Raw genomic sequence first — 23,717 nt, 5'->3', positions numbered from 1 at the left:
CAGGAATTCAATTTAAACTAAATGGCTTAAAACCTCCTTTAGATTTCAAAAATACTTCTTTAGATGCTATTTATGGAATTTCAATTTTTACACATTTATCTGAAGAATTACATTATTCTTGGTTGAAAGAGTTAACAAGAGTTTTAAAACCAAGTGGAATGCTTATTTTAACTACGCATGGAGAAGTTCATAAATTTAAGCTTTTACCAAAAGAACAAGAATTATATGATACAGGAAACCTTGTAGTACATGCATATAAAAAAGAAGGAAATAGACTATTTGCTTCTTATCAATCTCCAGAATTTTTTAAAAACTTGTGTAACAAAAATAATTTAGAAGTCTTAAAGCACATTCCTGGTAAAGTAAAAAACAATAAAGCTCAACAAGATGTAGGGTTTTAAAAGCGATTAAAAACTAATCAAAAATACTTTTTTTATTTTCAAACTTATAGTTTTCTATTTTTCCTAGATCTAAAATACTGTGAAACAAGAAATCTGTTGTAATTGAATCTTGTTTTTTAAATTTTAACTGGTTAATTTTTAAAGGATATTTTTCTTTAAAATTATTAGAAAACCAAACTAACATTGCTGGGTTTCTTGCAGCTTTATGCCTTTGTGCATGCAACCATTTACCATCTTCACCTAGCGTTTCTCCATGATCTGATAAATAAATTAGAATTGTGTTTTTAGAAGATTGTTTCAGTTTTTCTATTAAGATGTTTAAAAAATTATCTAAATATAAAATGGTATTATCGTAAGAATTAATCAACTCATCTTTTGTTAGAGAACCAATATACTTACTAGAAATAATTGGTTTAAAATATTGAAAATCACTAGTAATTCTACTATTATAATACCAGTGACTGCCAATCATATGTAGCGTAGATATTCTATTCTCTAATTTAGAATCCTCAATAGAAAAATGGTCTAATAAAACTAAATCTTTTTGCTTTTTAAAACTTTGAAAGGAGTGAAACTTATCAATAATAATTTTAGATGTATTAGAATAAATAATGTCTTTGTAACTTCTTTCTATTGATTGATTTCCAATCCATTCTGTTTTAAAAGAAGCCTTATTTAGAACAGAATACAAGCTTGTAGCTTCTTGATGACTTTGCTTACTATCTATAGATTTATCTGTTAAAATTTGTGGTAAACTCTGTGATGTAAAAGTAAAAGGAGTATACACTTTTTTAAAACTTATTAAATTTTTTTGTTTAGAAAGTAATGGATTGGTATTTCTATTATATCCATTTAAAGATAAATGATCTGCTCTTACAGATTCTCCTACGACCAAAACAATATGAAGGTTTTCTTCTTTTGTAAACACTTGTTCTTTGACTTCTTTTAATTTTATTTTCGGCTTATTAGCATATTTAACGGAAGCAAAATAAAGACTATAAGGAAGTCTATTTTTAAAAGCATCATACTTATAATTTTCTACTACAAAGAAAGTTAAGACACCAAAAATGGCAAGGAAAAAAAGTGGTGACTTTATACTACTTACTCTAGACTTTTTGTGAAGTCTAAAAAATAATAAAAGGCTAAAAGATGACAACAGTACAAAAAGAACAAATTGATAACTTAAAACATCTATAGCAATATCACTATTTGTTTCTGAAATTGCTTGTATCATGCCTACACCAATAGTAAGGTCTTGTGTATACACCCAAAAAGAGAATGATGTTGCTAATATAAATAATATTGGAAAGACAATTTTAAATACTTTATTTAATAAACTGAAAATATAAATAAAGCCGAATAAAGAAAATTGTAGCAGTAAGAAATGAGCTAAATAAACTAAATTACCTTTAAGACTTCCAAAAGGAAAATGTACATAAGATGCAATGGTTATAAAAACTGCAATTAAGATGTTTAGCCCTAAATGAAATTTAATTTCTGGGATCCATAACTTTATTTTTTCCATTTAAGAAAGGTGCTTTTTTATTGATAAAAATAATAACAGGATACATAATAATTAATTGTAAAACTACAAGAATTATTTTTTCAAACTCACTAAATGCAAAAGATTTTGAACTCCAAAGTAATAATAGAAAGAGTTTTATAACTGTTATAGATCTAATATGCATTGCTAAAACAGGAATGGTATTTTTACCTATAAAAGCTAAAAAGTTAAGTTTTTTAAACCTTTTTAACCTCCTAAAAACTAACATCCAAAAGCTAATTGCAATACTAGCAGTTAATAAGAATAAAAATTCATTCCCATAAATAGATCTATACATATCTATTTTATCAATAAGATTAAATGAAATTAAAACATGAACTAAAAACAATATAAAAATAATAATTGTTTCATATTGATTATTACTATTCAGAAAAAAATCTTTAAGATAAAATGCAGCTGCGTAAAAGAATAAAGATACCAAAGCTACATCTATACTCCAAATAAGATGAATTTCTAAAATTTTAGGAATTAGAAAACCAGTAATAATCAAAAGTAAAATACATAAAATTTGATAACTTTTTTTCTTTAGTTTTCTTACAATTCCAAAAAACAAAAAACTTAAAAATATAGCTGGTAAAAACCACATTTGAAGACCCCAATTCATGTAATCATGACCTCCTTGTGCATAAAAGATACCTGTAAAGTTTTTAAAAGCACTTAATCCCAAATTAGTAGAATCTCCAAATTTTCTACCTATAAAAAACCAAAACAGGAAAAGTAAAAAACTCCATAAGAAATAAGGAATTATAATTTGTTTTGCTCTTTTTTTTACAATCTCTATAGTAAGCCTTTTAGGATGAAATAACCCACTCATAAAAAAAAACAGAGGCATGTGAAAACTATAGATATACTTTTCTAAATAAGGATAATTATGCCCATAAATAACTAAAATAATACCAAATCCTTTTACTAAATCTATCCAATTTATTCTCTCTTTTTTGGTATGCATTACTTACTATTTATGCTAAAAATACATAAAATAATTGTTGTTATTAAAAATTAGCAACTAAAGAAAGTGATAAGTTTCTTCCAGGAGCAGCAACTCCAGAAGCAAATTCTATATAATGTTGGTCTAATAAATTGTCTAATCTTGCTTGTACTGAAAAATTAGTATTTACTACATATCTTCCATTTAAGCCAACAGTTACCCAACTTGGTGCACCATAATATTTGTCTACATCTTCTGTAGCATTTTCATCTACAATAGGTGTTAAATCATGGTTGTCAATTCCTTCTCTAAAGTTAAAGTCTTCTATGTCTTTTTTACTATTGAATCTTAAAGCTGCACCTAATTCAATTTTATTCTTCTTATAATTTACTTCAAACTGACCAAATAAAGGCGGAATTGAAGACATTGGTTCTTTAGTGTCATGAGTTCTTCCTTTAGTATAGGTAATAAACCCTGAAGTGTTCCAAGTATCAGAAAGTTTACCTAAATAACTAGTTGTATAACCAGAAATATACGCGGTTCCTCTATTTTGGTTTGCAACTGCATTACCAAAATCACCATCAAATTCTACTTGATTACTTCCATTAATAATAAAAACATCTCTAATAATATAATTGTCTAGTAAAGTGTAAAAAACTGTGGCTCCAAAACGGAATTTTCTATCATTAAAATATTTCTGAATTCCTATTTCTGCATTGTAAGCAAATTCTGGTTTTACATCTATATTTGGCACGGTAACATCACCGTTTTTTTCACGAACTCTACCAACATCATCTATATTTGGTGAACGGAATCCTGATGAAATTACACTATTTAATTGCCAGTTTTTGTTGGCTCTAAAAACATAACCAACAGTAGCAGTTACTGCAGAATTATTTGCAGTAATATCGTTATCTGGTAACTTTATAAAAGTTTCATCAATCCATTTTGCATTTAAGTTGGTATTTGTAAAACGAATTCCTGAATTTAAAGTAGATTTTTTACTTAAATCTTGCCTATAATCTACATAAACAGCAGAACTTAAGTAATTACTGCCACCATCTGGATAACGAGATTGAACTTTAAAATCATTAGAAAAACCATCAATTTCTCCGTTTACAATATTTAACTCTTTACCATAAGAATTAGAATTTACATCATTATAAGCAAACTCAAAACCGTAAGAAAGTATTCTACTTTTATCTTCAGTTAATGGAATTGAAAAATCTCCATTTAAACTGAAAACATTTACATTTTCTTCTCTATAAGAACGCTCTAAACTACCAAACTTTCGTTGTATTCTACTTTCTTTTATATTTTGATAAGCTAGCGTTAATGAACCACTTTCCATCCATCTTTTATTAGGATTGATCAATAATTGAGTTGAAGCTAAAAATCTTTTTTGAGGACCATAATACCATTCAGCAAACTTTAATGTACCAGATTTTAACTCTGCTAAACGATCGAATCTTGGTACATCTGACGTAGATGAATATTGTAAGTTAATTTTTAAATCTGTATTTTTAGATAAAGGAACATAGAATTTTTGTAAAACATCTGTCTGGTTATATCCTGTGTTTCTCTGTAAACTTGGATTCTCGTTTTTAGTTGGGTTTTCATTGTAATTCCCATTTACATTTTCTGAATAAAAGAATACTTTTCCCCAATCGTTAAAACCATGAGAACGATTCTTTCCTGCCAATAAATCGCCAAAATTGCTGTAAGCAATACTTGTAAATGATGCCCAATTTTTAAAACTTACTTCTGCAGAAACATTTGTGGTAGATTCTTGATTTATTGATGAAAACCTTGAAAAAAGTTGGCTTTTAACCATTTTTTCTTCAGATAATCTAGGCGTTTTTGTATAATAATGAATAACACCACCTAAAGCATCTGAGCCATAAATAACTGAAGAAGGTCCAAAAACTACCTCTGTTTTATCTAACATATTTGGCGCAACTGTTATAGAACTTTGTAAATGCCCTTTTCTGTATATAGCATTGTTCATTCTTACACCATCTATTACTAATAACACTCGATTAGATTCCATACCACGAATTACTGGACTACCACCGCCAGATTGCGATTTTTGAACCTTAATTCCAGGGATAGTAGCTAATAAATCTGCAGAAGTTTGCGGAGATACTTTTTGAATATCTTTAGTTGTTAAAACTGCAATTTGTTCTGCAATTCTATTTGTTTTTGCTGCATTTTTAAAAACTGATAAAACAACCTCATCTAATTGCTCTGATTGTTTGGTTAAATAAATTATAAAATTACGCTGTTTTAATGTCGATTTATGTACTCTTAAAACTGCATATGAAATGTGTGAAAAAATAATAGTTTCTTTATCAGTAAAAGAAGAAACATCCACAAAACCTTCATTATTTGAAATTAAGCTTATGGTTTGGTTATCATTAAAAACAGTAACATCCTTAACATACTTGCCAGTTTCTTTGTCTAAAACTTTCACTTTTTGAGCAAAGACTGCACAATTAATAAAAAAAACGAATGTAAAAATTAAGTACTTCATTAACTAAAAACTGTTTCTAAAATTTGTAATGATTTCGGCTTCCTAAAGCCGCCCAAATGTAATTCAAAATATCGAATTATTATTTGCAAAACTATTTGTCTTTCAGACTTGTTAAAAGACACTTGCTCTATACCATCAAAATCTATGCCTAATAGCTTTTTAAATTGATAAAAATTTATTCCATAAATAACATTTTTTTGAGAGGTTAGGTTTGTAAAATTACCTTCTAATAAATCGAATCCAAGACCTTCGTTTTCAGAAACATCAGGATAAAAACCTAAAAAACGAGTAAGATTTAATAAAAATAATAAGTGAAAATTCGCAATTTTATCATGTGAATCTAACCAAATTAAAGCGTTTTCTAAATACTCAAAAAGAGGTTTATTTTCTTCTTCTTCTTGAATAGAATTCGATAAAATTTCCGACAAGAATAAAACTACCGATTGTTTAACAATATCTTTGTAAATCGATTTATAAGGATATGTAATCTGTACCTCTTTTATGGAGTTTAAGTTTCCTTTGGTGTTATGACTTGCTTGAATTTTTAATTGTGTTAATGGCTGAAAGTATGCCACTTTTAATCCACCTTTTTTAGCTTTAAGAACCCCTCTTATTAAGTACGTTTTTAGACCTTCTTCTTGTGTGTAACATTTTACAATTAAGCTCGTGTCACTGTATTTTAATGAACTTAAAACAATTGCTTTTGTGGTTACAATTGCCATTTCTAGTTTACAATTGCAATTTTAGTAACACTCGTTTCAGAAGCATCATCGTTAGATAATAAAACAATGTAAATACCAGAAGCTACTTTGTTACCTGCTAAATTTTGTTTGTTCCATACTACTTTTCCTCCCTGTAATTCTTGTCCTTCTACAACATTAGTTTCATAAACCAAATTACCAGCAACATCTAGTATCTTTACATTTGTTCCTTTTGGTAAATGTGTTCCGTTTCTACCGTCAATAGTTACAGTTTGATGCTTTTTTAAAGCAGGATTTGGATATGCATAAACTTCGCCTAGAACATCTCCAAAAGGTGCTACTTTACTATTATAAGCTACAATTCCTTTATCGGTTGCAAAATATACTTTACCAGAAGAATCGTCTACTGTAATTTTTACAATTCTGTTTGAAGGTAAAGGAGAGTTTTGTTTACTAAAATTAGCTAAAGTTGTTTGCCCGTTAGGATTTGTATAAATAACACCTCCATTATCTGTACCAAACCATTTATTATCTGCGCCATCAACAACAATAGAATTAATGGTTTGATCTCCTAAAAGTCGATCTCCAAAACCATCAGAATTTGCGTTAATTACAATTGGTGAAGCTTCGGGGTTTTCATCTTCAAAAACTCCTGAAGCATTACTATAAACTACCATACCAGATTTAGTACCCAACCAAACTCTGTTACTTGCATCTACGGCAACTGTTCGTACATTTAAATCTGGTAAATTTCCTAAATTAGGTGTTGCAACTAATGCTTTTTTTCTATTTCCATTTTCGTTATAAGCATAAACCCCATTACTTCTTGTACCTATCCAAACACCATTTCCTCTATCAATTGCAACTTCTGTTAGCCCAATTGCAATTTTATTTGAAGTTAATGAAGATAAGTCTATACTAGACCATTGTCCGCTAGAAGAAAGTTTTTTAAGTTCACTAGAAGCTGCAACATTAGTAACCCATAAATTACCACGATTATCAAAAGCTGTTCCTGCAACTCTAATAGTAACGCGCAACGGGTTTAAACTTGAACTTTCTATTGTACTATTTCTTTGGTTATAAAATGTTTTAATTTCATCGTTTTCTATTGCTAATAAACCTCCTGTAGAAACACTATTAAAATCTGTTGTTGTACCAAAAGAACTGATAAAAACTTTAGCATCATTATCTGGATCTATTGCTATATGTGACAAATCTGTAATTGGAAAACTAGGATTAAATTTTGTATTTATCCATTCTTCTCCGGTAAAATGAGAAAAACCTTGTTGATTTTGGTTAGGCGCATAAGTAGCACTATAACCACCATAAACCACCCATAAATTATTGTTTTGAGATGCGATCGAAAAAATAGCGTTAGACAAAGGTCCTTCTGGATGTATTTCTAAATAGTTAGTAGGCAAACTTACTGTTGCAGATAACAAACCAAATTCTTTTGTCCCTAAAAAAACAGTGTTATCCTCAAAAAAAGAATTGTTTAGAGTAAACGGAAAGTCTGTATTTGTAGAAAATTGAAAAACTTCATTTAAGGCTGTATTTAAAACAATAGCATTATTGGTGAAAGTTATTGAAATATGAGAGCTTGAAGATTTTACTGCGATTATCTTTTGAGAAAAATCTTTTACTTCTGATAAATTTGCTCCACTTAAACTAAATAATTTTGTGTTTTCAACTGTAAATAACTGATTATTAAATTTCGTTATTTGTTTAAAGTTTCTTCCTGAAAATTGTTGTTGCCAATTATTAAAATCTATTAATAAATCACTAGTAATATCTGCATTAAAAATTCCGTTTTCTGTAGCTGCATAAATTTGAGAATCATCAACAACAATTTGATTGATTTTTACAGCACTAGAATTGTTTCCTATAAAATAAGTGTCTCCAAACTCTAGTTTTTCAATATCATAAACAACAATTGCAAATGGAGTTGCTAAATATAATTTATTATTAAATTCTGATATCTGATTAATACTCTTTTCACCAGACTCATTAAAGTTTAAAATATCTGAAGAAATGGTAATAGTACCATCATTATCTACTACTTCTATCAAGCCGTTTTCATAACCAATTACCAACCTTTTAAAAGTATTATTGTAGTAGATAGATGTAGTAACTTCACCAGATAAACCTTGTACCGAAGACAATTTATCAATTTCTAGCGTACTTATATTATAAGTAAAAACAGCATTATCTGCCAATGCATAAATTATATTATCAACTTTTACAAAATCTTTTACATTGTTATAAGAATAAAAGTCTTCCCATGAACTACTATAATCTGTTTGAGCAGAAAAAGCAAGTACAAAAAAGAATATGAAGGTTGAAAAAAGTTTTTTCATCATAAAAATTTACACATCAAAGATATTTATTTATTGTTACAATAACGATAAAACACCTTACATTAGTACAAATTTGAAGGATATTTTATGAGTGTAGAAATAGAAAGAAAGTTTTTAGTAAAAAATGATACTTTTAAAGAAGAAAGTTGTCAAAAAAAATACTTAAAACAAGGGTATTTAAATTCTGATAAAACTAGAACTGTAAGAATTAGAATTGCCAATGATAGTGCTTTTATTACCATTAAAGGAAAGTCTAACAAAGCTGGAACCACACGTTTTGAATGGGAAAAAGAAATAAATAAAACAGAAGCAGAAGAACTACTTTTACTTTGTGAACCAACAATCATAGAGAAAACTAGGTTTTTGGTTAAAAAAGGAAATCATGTTTTTGAAATAGATGAATTTTATGGTGACAACCAAGGTTTGATTGTTGCAGAAGTGGAATTAACCACAGAAAATGAAAATTTCGAAATACCAAAATGGTTAGGAAAAGAAGTTACAGGAGATATAAAATACTACAATTCTAATTTAAGTAAAGTTCCTTTTAAAAATTGGACATAAAAAACCCTCGAACAAAAGTTCGAGGAAATTTAATAAATCTACCCCCTAAATAAGATTTATAACACCTAAAATATTAACATAAGTTAATATAGTAAGTTCTACAAAAGTAGATAATTTTTGTGAAACTGTCTAATAATCTGAGTATTACTACTATTTCTTCAATTTTTATAACAGAAATTTGCTATAAAAAAAAGATGGCAAAAAAGTGACTGGCACTTCCTAACAAAACAAATAAATGAAAGATTGCATGGTTGTAGGGCAGTTTTTTAATGGAATATAAAATAGTACTTGCCACCCCATTAATAGGTAAATTGCAGTTGATAATTTGTCAAACTTTCCGGTAAAAAATAATTTTAAAATGATTCCTGCTAAAGCAAAAATCCACACAAAAATAAACATATACCAACCTAATTTAGAATCTAATGCAACCAGAAAAAAGGGAGAATAACTTCCTGCTATTAGTACATAAATAGCAGCATGATCAAAAATATTTAGTTTTCTTCTTTTCTTTGAGTCTTTAGCAGCATGATAAAATGTAGAAGCCGCATATAAAATTATAAGACTTAAACCATAAATTATAAAACTTACTGGTTTCCAAAAACCAGTGTAAGAAAATGCTTTTACAATTAAAAAAGGAAAGGCAATTATACTTGCCAATAAACCTAATCCGTGAGAAAAAACATTCAACTTTTCTTCTTTTTCGCTATAAAGGTGATTTAAACTCTCGCTCATTATTTGGTCTATTTGTGTCTTTCATATACTTTTCATCCTTCAATAAATCTGAATGCAGAATGTCGAAAGCTTTATTTTTTAAACTTTCCATATCATCAATATGTAAATCTTTAGTTTCTATGAATTTATGTTGATGAATTCTAAAAGTTCCTGGACTTCCTTTTAGAAAATCCCAAGAAAATAAACGTTTACAATCATAATAAGCTTGTGGTACAATTGGTATTTGATATTCAATTGCCAAACTAAATGCGCCTTTCTTAAAAGGTGCCAAAACAACATCTTCTGTTGGTACTAAACCTTCTGGAAAAATTGCCATGCTAACTCCATTTTGTAATCGTTTCTTCGCCATTTCATAAACCCTTTTTCTACTTTTTGGGTTGTTTCTATCTACCATAATAACAACTCTTTTGTAGAAAAAACCAAAAACAGGAATTTTAACCAACTCTTTTTTTCCAACAAAAACAATTGGGTTTTTACTTATAGCAATCAATACAAAAGGGTCCATTAATGATGCATGATTTGGGCAAATCATATAACTTTTATTGCTTTCCATTTCTTCATCCAATTGAAGATCTATCCAAAAACCCATTCCATAGATTAATATTTTAGATAGAATTCTTGCCACTTTCCAAAAATGATGATAATGTGCTTCCTTAAATGAGAATACTAACAAGAAAGGAGATAAGACTATAACGGTTATCATCATTAAAATGTAAAACCATAATCTCCAAATTAATAAAAAAGGAATCTTTATATATTTCATAAAGAGCCAAATGTAGTAATATTCTTTTGTTTGATTGGTTTTCTTAAACAAAACCTTATTTTTACGCCCGCAGAGTGTGTTAATTATACTCTAACACAAAAGTATTTTAAATATATAATTAATGTCAAGAATTTTAACAGGCGTACAAAGTACAGGAACACCGCATTTAGGGAACTTATTAGGAGCAATTTTACCAGCAATAGAAATGTCTAATAACCCAAAGAATGAAGCTTTTTTGTTTATTGCAGATTTGCATTCTTTAACACAAATTAAAGATGGAAAAACTTTAAGAGAAAATACTTACAGTACTGCTGCAACTTGGCTAGCTTGTGGTTTAGATATTAATAAAACGGTTTTTTATAGACAGAGTGATGTTCCACAGACTACGGAATTAACTTGGTATTTAAACTGTTTTTTTCCTTACCAAAGACTAACTTTAGCGCATAGTTTTAAGGACAAAGCAAATCGATTATCTGATGTTAATTCTGGATTGTTTAACTATCCTATGTTAATGGCTGCAGATATTTTACTATATGATGCAGAAATAATTCCTGTCGGAAAAGATCAACTTCAACATTTAGAAATGACTCGTGATGTTGCTAACAGATTTAATAATGTAGTTGGCAAAACTTTAGTTGTTCCTGAAGCAAAAATACAGGAGAATACAAAATTAGTTCCTGGTATTGATGGCGAAAAGATGAGTAAGTCTAGAAACAATATCATTAATATTTTCTTACCAGATAAAAAATTAAGAAAACAAATAATGTCTATTAAAACGGATAGTAAAGGTTTAGAAGAACCTAAAAACCCGGATACAGATAACATTTATGCTATTTATAAACTATTAGCTTCAAATGAACAAATAGTTGAGATGAGAGCAAATTACGAAGGAGGAAATTATGGCTACGGACATGCTAAACAAGCTTTATACGAATTAATTATTGAGCATTTTGCAACAGTTAGAGAACGTTACAATCATTTTATGGAAAATAAGCATGAAATTGATGAAGCGTTAGAAATTGGAGCAGAAAAAGCAACTAAAGTTGCAAAAGGAGTTTTACAAAGAGTTAGAGCAAAAATAGGTTACTAAACTTATTTAAAATTCATAAAAAACTATACTTTATACCCATTGACAAATAATACCTCCCATAATTGCTAAAGTAACAATCCAATAACCAGCATTTATTGCAACATATTTTACGCTTTTTCTTTCGAACATAGCAATAATAGATAAAATAGGCAATACAAATAAGAATCCTGACATTGTACCATGTAAAGCACCATGTTTAAAAGTTCTAAAACGATCTCCATACGTACCTAAAAAGTTTTGGAAAACACTGAATGCCTCTCCGGTTTGTTCTTCAAAACCTGGCTCTCCTTGTAAAACTTGCATTACACCCATTTGATGAATAACTAGAAACATTAAAAAGAAAGCAATTAAAAAACTAAACACATAACTCAATATAAAAGTTAATGCCATATTTTGGCCGGCTAAAGATTCTTTTGTGAATCCCATTTCTTTCATCCAAGCATTTCCAAACAAAGGGCCATACCAAACAAAACCTATTACTAAAGGTATTAAAGCCGCTACAAAAAAGATGTAAAAATTCATTTCCATGATAAAAAAGTTTATAAGTTGAATACCAAATATAAGAAATAAGATTTTGACAATAAATTGGCTACAAAAAAACTCAAAAGAAATTCTTTTGAGTTTTTAAAATTTTATATAAAGTATTGACTTATTTAATCTTCATAGATTTACCCATTGCTTCTAACTCAAAAACGAAAGCTCTTTTACTTACAGAAGGTGCATATGTAAATCCTTCAAAAATAATTAATCGATTATTTTTCTTATCAACAACCGTGTAGTTGACAAAAGGTCCGGCCATAAAATCATTTTTAACTTCCCATTTTCCACGCGTTTCATACGCTTTTTTACCATCAATTTTTGTTTCAAAAGTATGTGGTGTATATGCTTTTTCTGTAATCATGTGCATTGTTATTGTATCTGAACCACGAATGTATTTCTTGCCAATTCTATTTCTTACAGAGATAATACTATCTGACACTTTCGTTTCATCTCCTAAAGGAACTGAATACACTAAAATATTATTACTTCCTGTTTTTGCAATTCCACTTGTTAAATGGTGACGTAACCACAAGAAATCTCCTGTGTCATCTACAGTTTTAAATTTATCATGTATTGTAAATGAAACGCCTAAATTTTGAAATGTTTTAAAGTTAGAATCATCTAATTTCGTTTTTGCAAAAACACTTTGCGTCATTTTTACATCAGAATCTATAAAAAGACTTATGATTTCTTCTTGGTGCTTTTTAAACATTTTTACCATACCAGCATCATCTTTCGCATACACATACACAATAGTTTGTGGTTGTGCATAGACGTTGTGCTTTACAGAAAAACTCTCTTTATCAGATTCCCCAATAACTAAAATGTTTCTACCAACTTTCATCATCTTTCCAAATCCGTTTGGTGCAACTTGAGAGACTGATAAAATTGGTTCTGGTTGTGGTAAACCTACCATTAACTCACCAAAAGCATTTCTAATTTCTTTACCAACATCGCTGGTCCAATCACTAGATTTTGTAACTACCATTACTTTGTTTACTTTACCAATAGAGGTTCTTAAAACAAATTTATCATTACCAGTACAGGCTGCTAACAACAACGTAAATATAAAGATTGAAACTATTTTTTTCATAAGTTTAGCTTTTAAATATTTTAAGTTTGGTTCTAGGTTTTAAACTCTTAACACTCCAAATATTGTTCCACTTTTAATTATATTAGTAGAAACAACTTTTAACTATTATTTTTTCTTGATTTTTTTATTGAATTCGGAATTTTCTTTGGGTAGATAGAAAGTCTTTGCCCGATTTTTAATCTACTACTTTTTAGACGATTCCAACGTTTTAGATCACTAACTCTTACACCATACTTATTTGCAATTTTACCTAAAAAATCTCCACTTCTTACTTTATAACGGATACGTTTATCCATTTCAAAATATTTAGGTAAAGGTTTTTCTCTTTTTGCATCATCTTCATCAGCTAAAGCATAAATGGCAGTTTCTTTATCTAAAAATTCTATAATTTTACTGCTTGGTAACCTAACTGCGTAATTTTTATCTTTTACTAAAGGAATGATTTCTAATTTGTAAGACGGATTTAATTCTGCTAAAGTTAATTCATCAACATTAATCTTTTCTGAAATCTGATCGAAACTAATTGTTCTTTTTATACGAATTGTGTCTGTTTGAAAATCGAAAAATTTAGGAACTTCAGAATAAATATTTAACTCATTTGAGTATTCGAAAATATACATAGTTGCATAAAATGCGGGAACATAGCCTGCAGTTTCTCTTGGTAAATAAGGTCTAATATTCCAATAATTTTTATAACCGCCAGAACGTTTTATTGCTTTTCTTACATTTCCTGGCCCAGAATTATAAGCTGCTAAAGCCAAATCCCAATCTCCAAAAATGGTATATAACTGACTTAAATATTTACACGCAGCAACTGTTGCTTTAACAGGGTCTTGGCGTTCATCTACATAAGAACTTACTTTTAAATCGAACTCAACTCCTGTTCCGTACATAAATTGCCACAAACCTGTTGCTCCAACTCTCGATTTTATTCTGGGTCTTAAGGCAGATTCTACAATTGCTAAATATTTCATCTCCAAAGGAATGTCATACTGATCTAAATATTGCTCAAACATTGGAAAATAATATTTGGCTTTTGCCATTAATGCTGGATAGTATTTTTTACGATATACTAAATAGCTATTAATTACTTTTTCTAAAGATGGATTGTATGCTAAATTGAAAGGTGTTCTATCATTTAATCTTGATAAACGGACTTTTAATAAATCTGTAGTTACAACAGAAGTTGTATTTCCAATAATATCTTTATCATTAATTACATAAACGAGTGTATCTATTAATGATGAATTAAATTTTTCTTCAACTAATAAACTATCAATTGTTTTTAAATCTGTATCTGAGAATAATACTTTTTTTATGGGTTGTTTTAAGGAATCTTTGGCAACAAACAAAGTATCTACCTTAACTATTGGTGCTATAATTGTGTCTATTTTTTCCTGTGAAAAAACAGAAAGGCTAAAAAATAAAAAAAATAAAAATTGCTTCATAAAATACTATAAATCTAACTCCACAACAATTGGGCAATGGTCTGAATGTTTTGCTTCTGGCAATATATATGCTCTAGAAATCTTGTTTTTTAAAGGCTCAGAAACCATTGCATAGTCTAAACGCCAACCTTTGTTATTAGCTCTAGAATTTGCTCTGTAACTCCACCAAGAATATTCTTGTTTATCTTGATTAAGAAAACGGAAACTATCTATAAAACCGCTTTTAATAAAACCGCCAATCCAAGTTCTTTCTTCCGGTAAAAAACCAGAAACATTTTTCATTTTTGGGTTGTGAATATCAATGGCTTCATGACAAATATTATAATCTCCACAAATAACTAAATTCGGAATTGTTTTTCTTAATTCAGTAACATAAGCCAAAATTTCATCCATATAATTGAATTTAAAATCTAATCTCGCTTGATTTGTTCCTGAAGGTAAATACATGCTCATTATTGAAACGTCATCAAAATCTACACGTAAATTTCTTCCTTCAAAATCCATAGATTCAATTCCGGTTCCATATTCTATATGATTTGGTTTTTCTCTACACAATACTGCTACAGAAGAATACCCTTTTTTCTGTGCAGAAAACCAATAATGATATTTATAACCTGCATTTTCGAACAAAGTTAAATCTACTTGTTCTTTATGCGCTTTGGTTTCTTGTATGCAAATTACATCTGGCTTTGCAGCTTCTAACCAATCTATAAAACCTTTTTTTAAGGCTGCTCTAATTCCGTTTACGTTGTATGATATTATTTTCATTAGCCCATCTTTACTTCTTCTCAAAGGGAAGAAAAACTCATTCTTAAATATTAAATGTTCATTTCTGGAATTTCTCCATCAATAATTAAAGTACCTTCTGTTGCGTTCTTAATTTCTTCAACAGAAACTCCTGGAGCTCTTTCTAATAAATGAAAAGTATTATTTTTTACTTCTAAAACTGCCAAGTTTGTAACTACTTTTGTTACACAACCAACACCTGTTAAAGGCAAAGAACATTGTTTTAATATTTTAGATTCACCGCGTTTGTTAGTGTGCATCATTGCAACAATAATATTTTCTGCAGATGCAACCAAATCCATTGCGCCTCCCATTCCTTTTACCATTTTTCCTGGAATTTTCCAGTTCGCAATATCTCCGTTTTGGGCAACTTCCATAGCTCCTAAAACGGTTAATTGAACGTGTTTACCACGAATCATAGAAAAACTTGTTGCCGAATCAAAAATAGAACCACCATCTAAAACAGTAACCGTTTGTTTTCCTGCATTTATTAAATCTGCATCTTCTGTTCCCTCAACAGGAAAAGGTCCCATTCCTAACAATCCGTTTTCAGATTGAAATTCTACTTCAATTCCTTTAGGAATATAATTTGCAACTAATGTTGGTATTCCAATTCCTAAATTAACGTACCATTTGTCTTGTAATTCTTTTGCAATTCTTTTTGCGATTCCGATTTTATCTAAAGCCATAATAATTTTTTTTCTTATTAATCTAATACTATAAAGTCTTTAAGTTTTCCTTGAATATCTTTTAAATTAGGACTGTAAATTATTCTTTCTGCAGTAACCTTATAAAAACCAGAAAAATCAATTTGATTTAATTTATTATATTTAAAGTATGCTCTTGCACAATCAGTCCCTACAAACCAAATTTCTTCTTTTTTATCAATTAAAACTGGATAATAAAATTCAGAAAGAAAAGGAGCATCATATTTTAAAAGCGCCCATTTAGAACCAAAATTTAAGTTAATATGTTCTCCAAAAAAATAAAGCCAGAGAAGAAAAATTTTGTCCGATTTTTTAAAATTTTTCATAACGCAATCTGTTATGAATTTAATGTTTTTGTAAGGTTTAATATCTATATTTTTCTCATTAATTATTTCAAATAGTTCTTTAGTTTTTTCTTCTTTTCTATCATTAATTTTTAAAATATAATCTTGATTTTTTAAAAAAATATTATTATTAAAAAACATAATAGTTAGTTTCAATTTAGGTCTGTATAGATTCCTGTCTACGCAGGAATGACAGAATTATTCTTTAGTTCTTACTGTTCTCTGTTCAATTCTCTTTTCATATTTCTCTCCTTGAAAAATACGTTGTACAAATATCCCAGGGATATGTATTTGATTTGGGTCTAAAGTTCCCGCAGGAACTAATTCTTCAACCTCTGCAACTGTAATTGTTGCTGCGCCACACATATTCGGGTTAAAATTACGAGCTGTTCCTTTAAAAATTAAATTACCTGCTGTATCTCCTTTCCACGCTTTTACAAAAGCGTAATCAGCGTTAAATGCAGGTTCTAAAACATACATTTTTCCATCAAATTCTCTTATTTCTTTTCCTTCAGCAACTTCGGTTCCATAACCTGCTGGCGTATAAAATGCAGGAAAACCAGCTTGTGCTGCTCTACATTTTTCTGCTAAAGTACCTTGTGGTGTTAATTCTACTTCTAGTTCGCCAGACAACATTTGTCTTTCAAACTCATCATTTTCTCCTACATAAGAAGAAATCATTTTTTTAATTTGTTTTCCTTGAAGTAATAAACCTAATCCAAAATCATCTACACCTGCATTATTAGAAATACAAGTAACATCCCTAACATCTAATTTTACTAATTCTGAAATGGCATTTTCTGGAATACCACACAAACCAAAACCACCAAGCATAAACGTCATTCCGTTTTTTACGCCTTGTAAAGCTTCTTCTACGTTGTTTACTTTTTTGTTAATCATAAGTTTATAATTTTTTAAAATTCTGATACAATTTCTGTACTAGAAGTCTGTATCTTCTTCAGGAATTTCATCCTTTTTATCATCATCCGATTTTTTATCACATTTAATATTTATAGATAAATTATTTGGCTTTTCAAAATTTTCTTGACTGATGTTTAGAGTTTTATCAGCATAACATTTTTGCATAAATAAAGCCCAAGAAGGTAAAGACATTGTTGCTCCTTGTCCATAACCAATTCCTGGAAAATGTATTGATCTATCTTCGCCTCCTGTCCAAACTCCTGTTGCTAAATTTGGCACAATTCCCATAAACCAACCGTCTGATTGGTTTTGAGTTGTACCTGTTTTACCAGCAATTTCATTTGTGAATTTATAAGGAAAACCAGTAACTATTTTTGGATAACCTGTATAACCAGATCTTAATCTTACACCAGAACCAGATTGTGTAACTCCTTGTAATAAATCTAAAATTACATAGGCAGATTCTTCGCTTAAAACCTCTTTAGTTTGCGGTGTAAATTCTTGTAAAACTGTTCCGTTTTTATCTTCAATTCTAGTTAAAATCATTGGATTTACACGTAAACCTTTATTTGCAAAAGTTGAATATGCACTTACCATTTCTAATAACGATAATTCTACAGCACCTAACGCAATTGAAGGATTTGCAGGAATATCTGTTTCTATACCAGCAGCTTTTGCCAAACGAACTACGTTTTCTGGTGTAACTTTGTCTATTAATCTTGCAGACATTGTGTTTACAGAACCTGCTAAACCATCTTTTAAAGTTAACATTCCTCCGTATTTTAAATTCGAGTTTTCTGGAGTCCAAGCCTTTGGAATACTATATTTTCCTTTAGGAATTGTGTACAATGTATTCGGGAACTCATCACAAGGAGATAATCTTAATTGATTAATTGCAGTTGCATACACAAATGGTTTAAACGTAGAACCAACTTGGCGTTTCTGCTGTTCTACTGCTTCGTATTTAAAATGTTTATTATTAATACCACCAACCCAGGCTTTTATATGACCTGTTTGTGGCTCAATAGAAACCATACCAGAACGTAAAAAATATTTGTAATATCTAATTGAATCATTGGGTGTCATAATTGTATCTATATCACCTTTCCAAGAGAAAACTTTCATTGCTGTTTTCTTGTTGAAAATCTTTTCAATTTCTTTTGTAGATTTCCCAGCTTTTTTAAGACGTTTATATCTTTCTGAATTTTTCTTTGCACGATCTAAAATCCCTTTAATTTGATTTTTTTCAATATCATAAAAAGGAGCGGTTTTGTTTTTCTTTTGTTCTTTAAAAAAGAAAGACTGCAAATTAGCCATGTGTTCTTTTACAGCTTCTTCTGCATATTGTTGCATTCTAGAGTCTATAGTAACATAAATTTTTAATCCGTCTTTAAAAATGTCATATTCTTCTCCGTTTGGTTTTGGGTTTGAATGTACCCATTTTCTTAAAAACTTTTGTAAGTAAGTTCTAAAATAAGTTGCATATCCATCACTATGGCTTTCTGGCGTATAATTTATTTTGAATGGTATGTTTTGTAATGAATCTTTTTCTTGTTCAGTTATAAAACCACTTCTATTCATTTGTAACAAAACAACTTTTCTTCTTTGGTTTACTTTTTCTTTTCTTCTTAAGGGATTAAAATAAGAGGAGTTTTTTAACATACCCACCAACATTGCAGATTCTTCTATGTTTAAATCTTTTGGTTCTTTTCCAAAGTAAATTCTTGCTGCAGAACGTATACCAACAGCTTGGTTTAGAAAATCGTACTTATTTAAATACATTGCAATAATTTCTTGCTTTGTATATTGACTTTCTAATTTTGTTGCCACCACCCATTCTTTCATTTTTTGAAGAACTCTCATAAAAATATTCCTAGATGCTTTACCCGTAAATAGCATTTTAGCTAATTGTTGAGTAATTGTACTTGCACCACCACTTCCTGGTTTTAGAATTGCTCTTGCTGTTCCTTTAAAATCGATACCAGAATGCTCGTAAAAACGCTCATCTTCAGTGGCAACTAATGCATTTACCAAATGCATAGAAAGTTTTTTATAATGAATTGGTGTTCTGTTTTCTGTAGCGTATTTTCCTATAGTCTTACCATCTATAGAAATAACCTCTGTTGCTAAATTAGTTTCTGGGTTTTCTAATTCTTCAAATGTTGGTAAAGCTCCTAAAAAACCCCAAGAGGTAAATAAGAATAAAAGAACTAGTATTGAAAATCCCCCTAGAACAATGCCCCAGAACCATTTTATATATTTTTTAAAACCTGTTGTTTTTTTCTTTGTTTTCATAATAAAAAACTATTTCTCAATATGTTTGAGATTTCATTAATTTGTCTTTGCCGTAGAAACGGGAATCTATTCTATTTTTTCGATACTAAAACCAACATCGCAAATTCCTTCTAAAAACGGAATCGGATTTACCTCTCCATTTTTACGCATTGCTTGTCTTACATTAAAAGTATATTTTCCTGAATTAGGAAACGCTTCTCTCTCTTTATAAAATAATTTATTATCTTTAATTTCAGTAAAACCACTTCCTAAAAACTGTCCTGAAGTATCCGTCATTTCATACTGCAAAGTATCTACTACAATAGTTCCGTTTGGAAATTTTAGCTCTGTAATTAAATACAAATTACTAAATTGATAATCCTTATTGTTTCGAATATTGATAAACAGGTTTTTTTGAGAAATAGTATCTTTTACATCAAACTCAAAAAATATTTTTTTATTGGCTTCTAAAGCTGCATTTTCAATTGCTTTATATTCATTAAACTCTGTTTTATCATCACAAGAGATCATAAAACAAAACAAGAACATCACTAATAAAAAAAAATTATTTTTCTGAATCGTTTCCATTTTTTGGTGGATTGTTTTTACGATTTCTGTTATTATTTTTTCTTGGTTTATTTGGCTTTTTTGCTTCACCTTTTGGCTGTGTTGAATCTGCACTAGCATTTGGGTTGGGTCTTGGTTTTGGTTTTGGTTTAGGCTTTGGTTTTGGTTGTTGCGGGTTATTATTTTGTTTTGCAACAGGTTTTCTTTTTTGATTAGGGTTTGGCTTCTGGTTAGGGTTCGGTTTCTGATTGTTCCCATTTGCTGCAACCGGTTTCTTCCTATTTTTATTTCGATTGTTTTTTCTACGTTTGCTTGTTTTAGGAGCATCAAAACGTGTTAAACTATCTTGCCCAACTGCATCTTCAAAATCTACTTTTACAGGAACCTCAACATCCGCTTCATATTCTTCTAACGAAATAGATTTTTCATTATTTTTATTAAGCGCAATAATTTCTAAAACTTGTTCTAACGTTAAACGAAACCATTTAAAACGTTCTTCTTTATAAGTGTACCAAAGATGATTTTTAAAAATATCCATCTTTACAAAAACTGCATCTCCTTTTTCTGTCCTTAAAACTAAATCTTGTTTCGGAAACGTTTTTAAAGCGTCTAAATAGGTATCTAATTCAAAATTTAAACAACATTTAAGTTTACCACATTGTCCTGCTAATTTTAACGGATTTAAAGATAATTGCTGATAACGAGCAGCAGAAGTAGTTACTTTTCTAAAATCGGTTAACCAAGTAGAACAACATAATTCTCTACCACAAGAACCAACACCACCTAAACGTGCAGCTTCTTGTCTTGCGCCTACTTGTTTCATCTCTACACGAATAGAAAAAGCACTTGCCATGTCTCTAATTAATTGTCTAAAATCTACACGAGATTCTGCTGTATAATAGAAAGTTGCTTTGTTTCCGTCTCCTTGATATTCTACATCAGAAAGTTTCATTTGCAAACCTAAGCGTCCTAAAATTTCTCTTCCTCTTTTTTGAGTTTCTTCTTCTTTAGCTCTAGATTGTTGCCAAATATCGATATCTCTTTGAGATGCTTTTCTGTAAATTTTCTTAACATCTTCATGGTCTTCAGTAATTTTGCGCTTTTTCATTTGCACTTTCACCAATTCTCCTGCTAAAGAAACCGTACCAATATCGTGTCCTGGAGAACCTTCTGTTGCTACAATATCTCCCATAGTTATGGGTAGATTATCTGGGTTTTTAAAAAAATGCTTTCTTCCGTTTTTGAATCTTACTTCAAAAATATTGAATCTTTCTTGTCCGCTTGGTAAAGTCATATTAGACAGCCAATCGAAAACTGCTAGTTTATTACTACCACTTCCGCAAGTTCCAGACCCACAATTACCATTACTCTTACAACCTTTTGGTACTCCATTTTCTGTTGTACCACAACTTCCACATGCCATGTAAGTATATATATTTTTATAGTTGATATTCTTTAAAGTTTATTTTTAGCAGCAAATCTGCTAAAATCAACGCTATAAAGGCTAAAAACCTCTTGGTTCATAAATTGATTATCAAGCTGATACACAAACACAGCTTCATCTTCACTAATTCGTAAATATACGCATTCTCAAAGAATGAAAAAATAGGTAAATGAAAGTTATTTCAACTACTTTTTATTAATTATAAATCAAATATAGTTTGAAGGTTTATTTAATTTTTTTACACTTTAGAATTTGTAATGATTGAATTAGAATTCGTATAAAACTTTATATTTCATAAAAAAAGACCTCTAATTGAGGTCTTTAAATTAACATTAGTTATTTTATTTTTTTCCATATTGTTTTAATTCCAACATTATTCAAAATGATTATGCTATCGTTAATTTTTTCAAGATTATAAGTCATTTTTTTATTTTTTATAGGTTTACCTGAAAGAGTGTCGCTTAAAAAAACATCAATAATATAATCTTTATCTGGTTTCAATTTAATTTCTACTGAATCATAATTTAAATTTTGTAGCTTAAATTTTATAGAATCTTGATTGTTCTTTTTTAAATATATTATTCCTTTTTTGTTTAAATCTATGTAAACTTTATTTTTAAACTCAACTGTTCCATTATATGGATAAGCTAAAACTCCTTCTTTATCTTTAACAAAAAACTTTAATTTAATTGAATCATTTTTTGAATTTATTTCTTCAACAATAGTAAAAAATGAATTGCTTTTTACTATTGTTGAGTTAAAGTTTAAATCCAATTTATTTTTTCCTTTTAAATAAGTTCCTTTTCCATATTTTGAAACTCCAAGGTGATTAGATTCAATATAACTAAAGTTATTACCTTTAAAATTTATACATGTACTAAAATCTCCTAAAAGATCTTTTTCACAATATTTTCCTGATAATTTATATTGAGAACATCCACTTAACCCTAATAAAAGAATATTAATAAATATAAACTTATATCTAATTACACTTATGACCTTTTGCATTTGCATTTCCTTCTTGTTCATTAAATAATATTTGTCTTATTCTATCTCTATGAATTTTCAAAGGCTCCAAAACCTTAAACGAATCTGTTTCTGTAATATTACCATTAGAATCTTTATAATACAGTCCTCCATAAGCCATAGCTTCATAATAATCCCAATCTAAATTACCTCCGCCATTGTTTTTATCCCAAGTATAAAGGGAAACTGCCATTGCTTTTATATATTTTGCCATAAACTCATGATGATATCTATTTGCATCAGAATATCCGTATTTTTCAGCATAATATTTGATGTCTTCATAGAAACTTGGATTAACTCTTGGTTTTATATTATTCAGAATATGGGCATGAACAGATTCATGAATCATTGTTCTTGCAATTGATAATTTTGTCCCCTTTCCTAAATACTCATCTGAAATAGTTGTAGTAAATGTATTACCACTAGTTGTTGTATTAGCATTATTAGAATAAGTTCCGTTTTTAATAGTATAACTGAATTTATCAGAACTATCAAACATATTTAAAATCTCACCTGAAAGAGTGAAAGATTGTGTAATAGAACTATCTACTGTTGGTCCTAAACCTGTTTCATTTTTTATACTTTTAAAAATATTTTTTGCACATTCATCAGTAAGTTCATTAATAATTTGTTCTTCCCAATCTACTTCTGCTCCATTAATTATAGCTTCAATAGCCTCATTAGTAAAATTCCTAGCATCTAAAGAACAATCACTCTCTTCTAAAAAATTTGCAATATCACTTAAATATGTGTTTTCACGATTTTCTGGAGATAATTGGTCGTTTAACCAAGGTCCAATAATTGGGTTTTGTGCAGTATTATTATCATTAAAACATTCTAAAATATCTGCCAAATCTATTTGGTCTTGAGATAAAATAACGCCATTAGTACTTGAACATGGATCACTATTAGTTGTTGTTGTACCACCTCTATTATT

The 23,717-nt window shown here is 29.2% G+C and carries 22 protein-coding genes; 3 read left to right on the top strand and 19 right to left on the bottom strand.

All coding sequences use genetic code 11. The annotated features are described in order from the left end of the window. Nucleotides 1-5 precede the first annotated feature (5 nt). Nucleotides 6-401: a class I SAM-dependent methyltransferase gene (locus V3V28_RS02410; protein ID WP_331363467.1), complete on the top strand. Its 396-nt coding sequence runs from the start codon at nt 6-8 to the stop codon at nt 399-401. A gap of 13 nt (nt 402-414) precedes the next feature. On the opposite strand, the gene V3V28_RS02405 is transcribed toward V3V28_RS02410, so the two are convergent. Genes V3V28_RS02405 through porZ form a run of 5 tightly spaced genes read right to left on the bottom strand, consistent with a single transcriptional unit; the run spans nt 415 to nt 8,484 of the window. Then, the gene (locus V3V28_RS02405) at nt 415-1,926 is read right to left on the bottom strand and encodes a phosphoethanolamine transferase (RefSeq protein WP_331363426.1); all 1,512 of its coding nucleotides are present in this window, start codon (nt 1,924-1,926) and stop codon (nt 415-417) included. Further along, on the bottom strand, nt 1,892-2,914 hold the full coding sequence (locus V3V28_RS02400) for an acyltransferase family protein (RefSeq protein WP_331363425.1): 1,023 nt from the start codon (nt 2,912-2,914) through the stop codon (nt 1,892-1,894). The genes V3V28_RS02405 and V3V28_RS02400 overlap by 35 nt, the downstream gene beginning before the upstream one ends. Before the next feature lie 43 nt (nt 2,915-2,957). Beyond that, nucleotides 2,958-5,366 carry a TonB-dependent receptor plug domain-containing protein gene (locus V3V28_RS02395; protein ID WP_331363424.1) on the bottom strand — a complete coding sequence of 803 codons (2,409 nt, stop codon included), beginning with the start codon at nt 5,364-5,366 and terminating at the stop codon, nt 2,958-2,960. Between the two features lie 59 nt (nt 5,367-5,425). Then, nucleotides 5,426-6,148, bottom strand: coding sequence for a DNA repair protein RecO (gene recO, locus V3V28_RS02390; RefSeq protein ID WP_331363423.1), 723 nt, complete (start codon nt 6,146-6,148; stop codon nt 5,426-5,428). Between the two features lie 2 nt (nt 6,149-6,150). After that, entirely contained in the window at nt 6,151-8,484 is a 2,334-nt protein-coding gene (gene porZ, locus V3V28_RS02385; RefSeq protein ID WP_331363422.1) for a type IX secretion system anionic LPS delivery protein PorZ, read from the bottom strand. A gap of 87 nt (nt 8,485-8,571) precedes the next feature. Here porZ and V3V28_RS02380 point away from each other — a divergent pair, with 87 nt between their 5' ends. Beyond that, entirely contained in the window at nt 8,572-9,045 is a 474-nt protein-coding gene (locus tag V3V28_RS02380; RefSeq protein ID WP_331363421.1) for a CYTH domain-containing protein, read from the top strand. A 219-nt stretch (nt 9,046-9,264) separates the two neighbouring features. On the opposite strand, the gene trhA is transcribed toward V3V28_RS02380, so the two are convergent. Further along, entirely contained in the window at nt 9,265-9,777 is a 513-nt protein-coding gene (gene trhA, locus V3V28_RS02375) for a PAQR family membrane homeostasis protein TrhA (RefSeq protein WP_331363420.1), read from the bottom strand. Continuing rightward, nucleotides 9,749-10,540 carry a lysophospholipid acyltransferase family protein gene (locus V3V28_RS02370; protein ID WP_331363419.1) on the bottom strand — a complete coding sequence of 264 codons (792 nt, stop codon included), beginning with the start codon at nt 10,538-10,540 and terminating at the stop codon, nt 9,749-9,751. Before V3V28_RS02370 ends, trhA begins: the two co-directional genes overlap by 29 nt. A gap of 121 nt (nt 10,541-10,661) precedes the next feature. Here V3V28_RS02370 and trpS point away from each other — a divergent pair, with 121 nt between their 5' ends. Then, entirely contained in the window at nt 10,662-11,630 is a 969-nt protein-coding gene (trpS, locus tag V3V28_RS02365) for a tryptophan--tRNA ligase (RefSeq protein ID WP_331363418.1), read from the top strand. 30 nt (nt 11,631-11,660) lie between these two features. Here the strand turns inward: trpS and V3V28_RS02360 are convergent, their stop codons facing one another. The 12 genes from V3V28_RS02360 to V3V28_RS02305 all read right to left on the bottom strand — a co-directional run. Then, complete coding sequence (locus V3V28_RS02360) at nt 11,661-12,158, bottom strand: DUF1761 domain-containing protein (RefSeq protein ID WP_331363417.1); 498 nt, start codon at nt 12,156-12,158, stop codon at nt 11,661-11,663. Nucleotides 12,159-12,279: 121 nt separating this feature from the next. Continuing rightward, a complete protein-coding gene (locus V3V28_RS02355; RefSeq protein WP_331363416.1) occupies nt 12,280-13,263 on the bottom strand; it encodes a DUF4837 family protein in 984 nt (327 codons plus the stop codon). Between the two features lie 98 nt (nt 13,264-13,361). Beyond that, nucleotides 13,362-14,711, bottom strand: coding sequence for a lytic transglycosylase domain-containing protein (locus tag V3V28_RS02350; protein ID WP_331363415.1), 1,350 nt, complete (start codon nt 14,709-14,711; stop codon nt 13,362-13,364). A gap of 6 nt (nt 14,712-14,717) precedes the next feature. After that, a complete protein-coding gene (locus V3V28_RS02345) occupies nt 14,718-15,479 on the bottom strand; it encodes an exodeoxyribonuclease III (protein WP_331363414.1) in 762 nt (253 codons plus the stop codon). A 50-nt stretch (nt 15,480-15,529) separates the two neighbouring features. Beyond that, nucleotides 15,530-16,186 (bottom strand): 3-oxoacid CoA-transferase subunit B, encoded by a 657-nt coding sequence (locus V3V28_RS02340; RefSeq protein WP_331363413.1) that lies wholly within the window; start codon nt 16,184-16,186, stop codon nt 15,530-15,532. Between the two features lie 17 nt (nt 16,187-16,203). Next, complete coding sequence (locus tag V3V28_RS02335) at nt 16,204-16,689, bottom strand: hypothetical protein (RefSeq protein ID WP_331363412.1); 486 nt, start codon at nt 16,687-16,689, stop codon at nt 16,204-16,206. Nucleotides 16,690-16,746: 57 nt separating this feature from the next. After that, nucleotides 16,747-17,448, bottom strand: coding sequence for a CoA transferase subunit A (locus V3V28_RS02330; RefSeq protein ID WP_331363411.1), 702 nt, complete (start codon nt 17,446-17,448; stop codon nt 16,747-16,749). Nucleotides 17,449-17,487: 39 nt separating this feature from the next. After that, entirely contained in the window at nt 17,488-19,764 is a 2,277-nt protein-coding gene (locus tag V3V28_RS02325) for a transglycosylase domain-containing protein (RefSeq protein WP_331363410.1), read from the bottom strand. Nucleotides 19,765-19,830: 66 nt separating this feature from the next. Beyond that, on the bottom strand, nt 19,831-20,331 hold the full coding sequence (locus V3V28_RS02320) for a gliding motility lipoprotein GldH (protein ID WP_331363409.1): 501 nt from the start codon (nt 20,329-20,331) through the stop codon (nt 19,831-19,833). Further along, nucleotides 20,309-21,733, bottom strand: a complete 1,425-nt coding sequence (locus V3V28_RS02315; protein WP_331363408.1) for a PSP1 domain-containing protein — start codon at nt 21,731-21,733, stop codon at nt 20,309-20,311. Before V3V28_RS02315 ends, V3V28_RS02320 begins: the two co-directional genes overlap by 23 nt. Nucleotides 21,734-22,090: 357 nt before the next feature. Next, nucleotides 22,091-22,762: a hypothetical protein gene (locus tag V3V28_RS02310; protein ID WP_331363407.1), complete on the bottom strand. Its 672-nt coding sequence runs from the start codon at nt 22,760-22,762 to the stop codon at nt 22,091-22,093. Further along, nucleotides 22,737-23,717 (bottom strand): hypothetical protein (locus V3V28_RS02305; protein ID WP_331363406.1); only part of this gene is annotated, 981 nt, incomplete at its 5' end. The genes V3V28_RS02305 and V3V28_RS02310, both read right to left, overlap by 26 nt.

It is taken from the genome of Polaribacter sp., assembly GCF_036480315.1.
GTDB lineage: Bacteria > Bacteroidota > Bacteroidia > Flavobacteriales > Flavobacteriaceae > Polaribacter.
Note: the sequence above shows the minus strand (reverse complement) of the source record. Positions and strands in the feature narration are given on the sequence as shown.

What these genes read in the sequence shown, in the direction of transcription:
- V3V28_RS02345 (WP_331363414.1), bottom strand. Translation starts at nt 15,479, where the DNA reads ATGAAAATAATATCATACAACGTAAACGGAATTAGAGCAGCCTTAAAA.
- porZ (WP_331363422.1), bottom strand. Translation starts at nt 8,484, where the DNA reads ATGAAAAAACTTTTTTCAACCTTCATATTCTTTTTTGTACTTGCTTTT.
- V3V28_RS02340 (WP_331363413.1), bottom strand. Translation starts at nt 16,186, where the DNA reads ATGGCTTTAGATAAAATCGGAATCGCAAAAAGAATTGCAAAAGAATTA.
- V3V28_RS02380 (WP_331363421.1), top strand. Translation starts at nt 8,572, where the DNA reads ATGAGTGTAGAAATAGAAAGAAAGTTTTTAGTAAAAAATGATACTTTT.
- V3V28_RS02335 (WP_331363412.1), bottom strand. Translation starts at nt 16,689, where the DNA reads ATGTTTTTTAATAATAATATTTTTTTAAAAAATCAAGATTATATTTTA.
- trpS (WP_331363418.1), top strand. Translation starts at nt 10,662, where the DNA reads ATGTCAAGAATTTTAACAGGCGTACAAAGTACAGGAACACCGCATTTA.
- V3V28_RS02355 (WP_331363416.1), bottom strand. Translation starts at nt 13,263, where the DNA reads ATGAAAAAAATAGTTTCAATCTTTATATTTACGTTGTTGTTAGCAGCC.
- V3V28_RS02370 (WP_331363419.1), bottom strand. Translation starts at nt 10,540, where the DNA reads ATGAAATATATAAAGATTCCTTTTTTATTAATTTGGAGATTATGGTTT.
- V3V28_RS02360 (WP_331363417.1), bottom strand. Translation starts at nt 12,158, where the DNA reads ATGGAAATGAATTTTTACATCTTTTTTGTAGCGGCTTTAATACCTTTA.
- V3V28_RS02405 (WP_331363426.1), bottom strand. Translation starts at nt 1,926, where the DNA reads ATGGAAAAAATAAAGTTATGGATCCCAGAAATTAAATTTCATTTAGGG.
- V3V28_RS02350 (WP_331363415.1), bottom strand. Translation starts at nt 14,711, where the DNA reads ATGAAGCAATTTTTATTTTTTTTATTTTTTAGCCTTTCTGTTTTTTCA.
- recO (WP_331363423.1), bottom strand. Translation starts at nt 6,148, where the DNA reads ATGGCAATTGTAACCACAAAAGCAATTGTTTTAAGTTCATTAAAATAC.
- V3V28_RS02330 (WP_331363411.1), bottom strand. Translation starts at nt 17,448, where the DNA reads ATGATTAACAAAAAAGTAAACAACGTAGAAGAAGCTTTACAAGGCGTA.
- V3V28_RS02400 (WP_331363425.1), bottom strand. Translation starts at nt 2,914, where the DNA reads ATGCATACCAAAAAAGAGAGAATAAATTGGATAGATTTAGTAAAAGGA.
- V3V28_RS02325 (WP_331363410.1), bottom strand. Translation starts at nt 19,764, where the DNA reads ATGAAAACAAAGAAAAAAACAACAGGTTTTAAAAAATATATAAAATGG.
- V3V28_RS02320 (WP_331363409.1), bottom strand. Translation starts at nt 20,331, where the DNA reads ATGGAAACGATTCAGAAAAATAATTTTTTTTTATTAGTGATGTTCTTG.
- V3V28_RS02310 (WP_331363407.1), bottom strand. Translation starts at nt 22,762, where the DNA reads ATGCAAAAGGTCATAAGTGTAATTAGATATAAGTTTATATTTATTAAT.
- trhA (WP_331363420.1), bottom strand. Translation starts at nt 9,777, where the DNA reads ATGAGCGAGAGTTTAAATCACCTTTATAGCGAAAAAGAAGAAAAGTTG.
- V3V28_RS02315 (WP_331363408.1), bottom strand. Translation starts at nt 21,733, where the DNA reads ATGGCATGTGGAAGTTGTGGTACAACAGAAAATGGAGTACCAAAAGGT.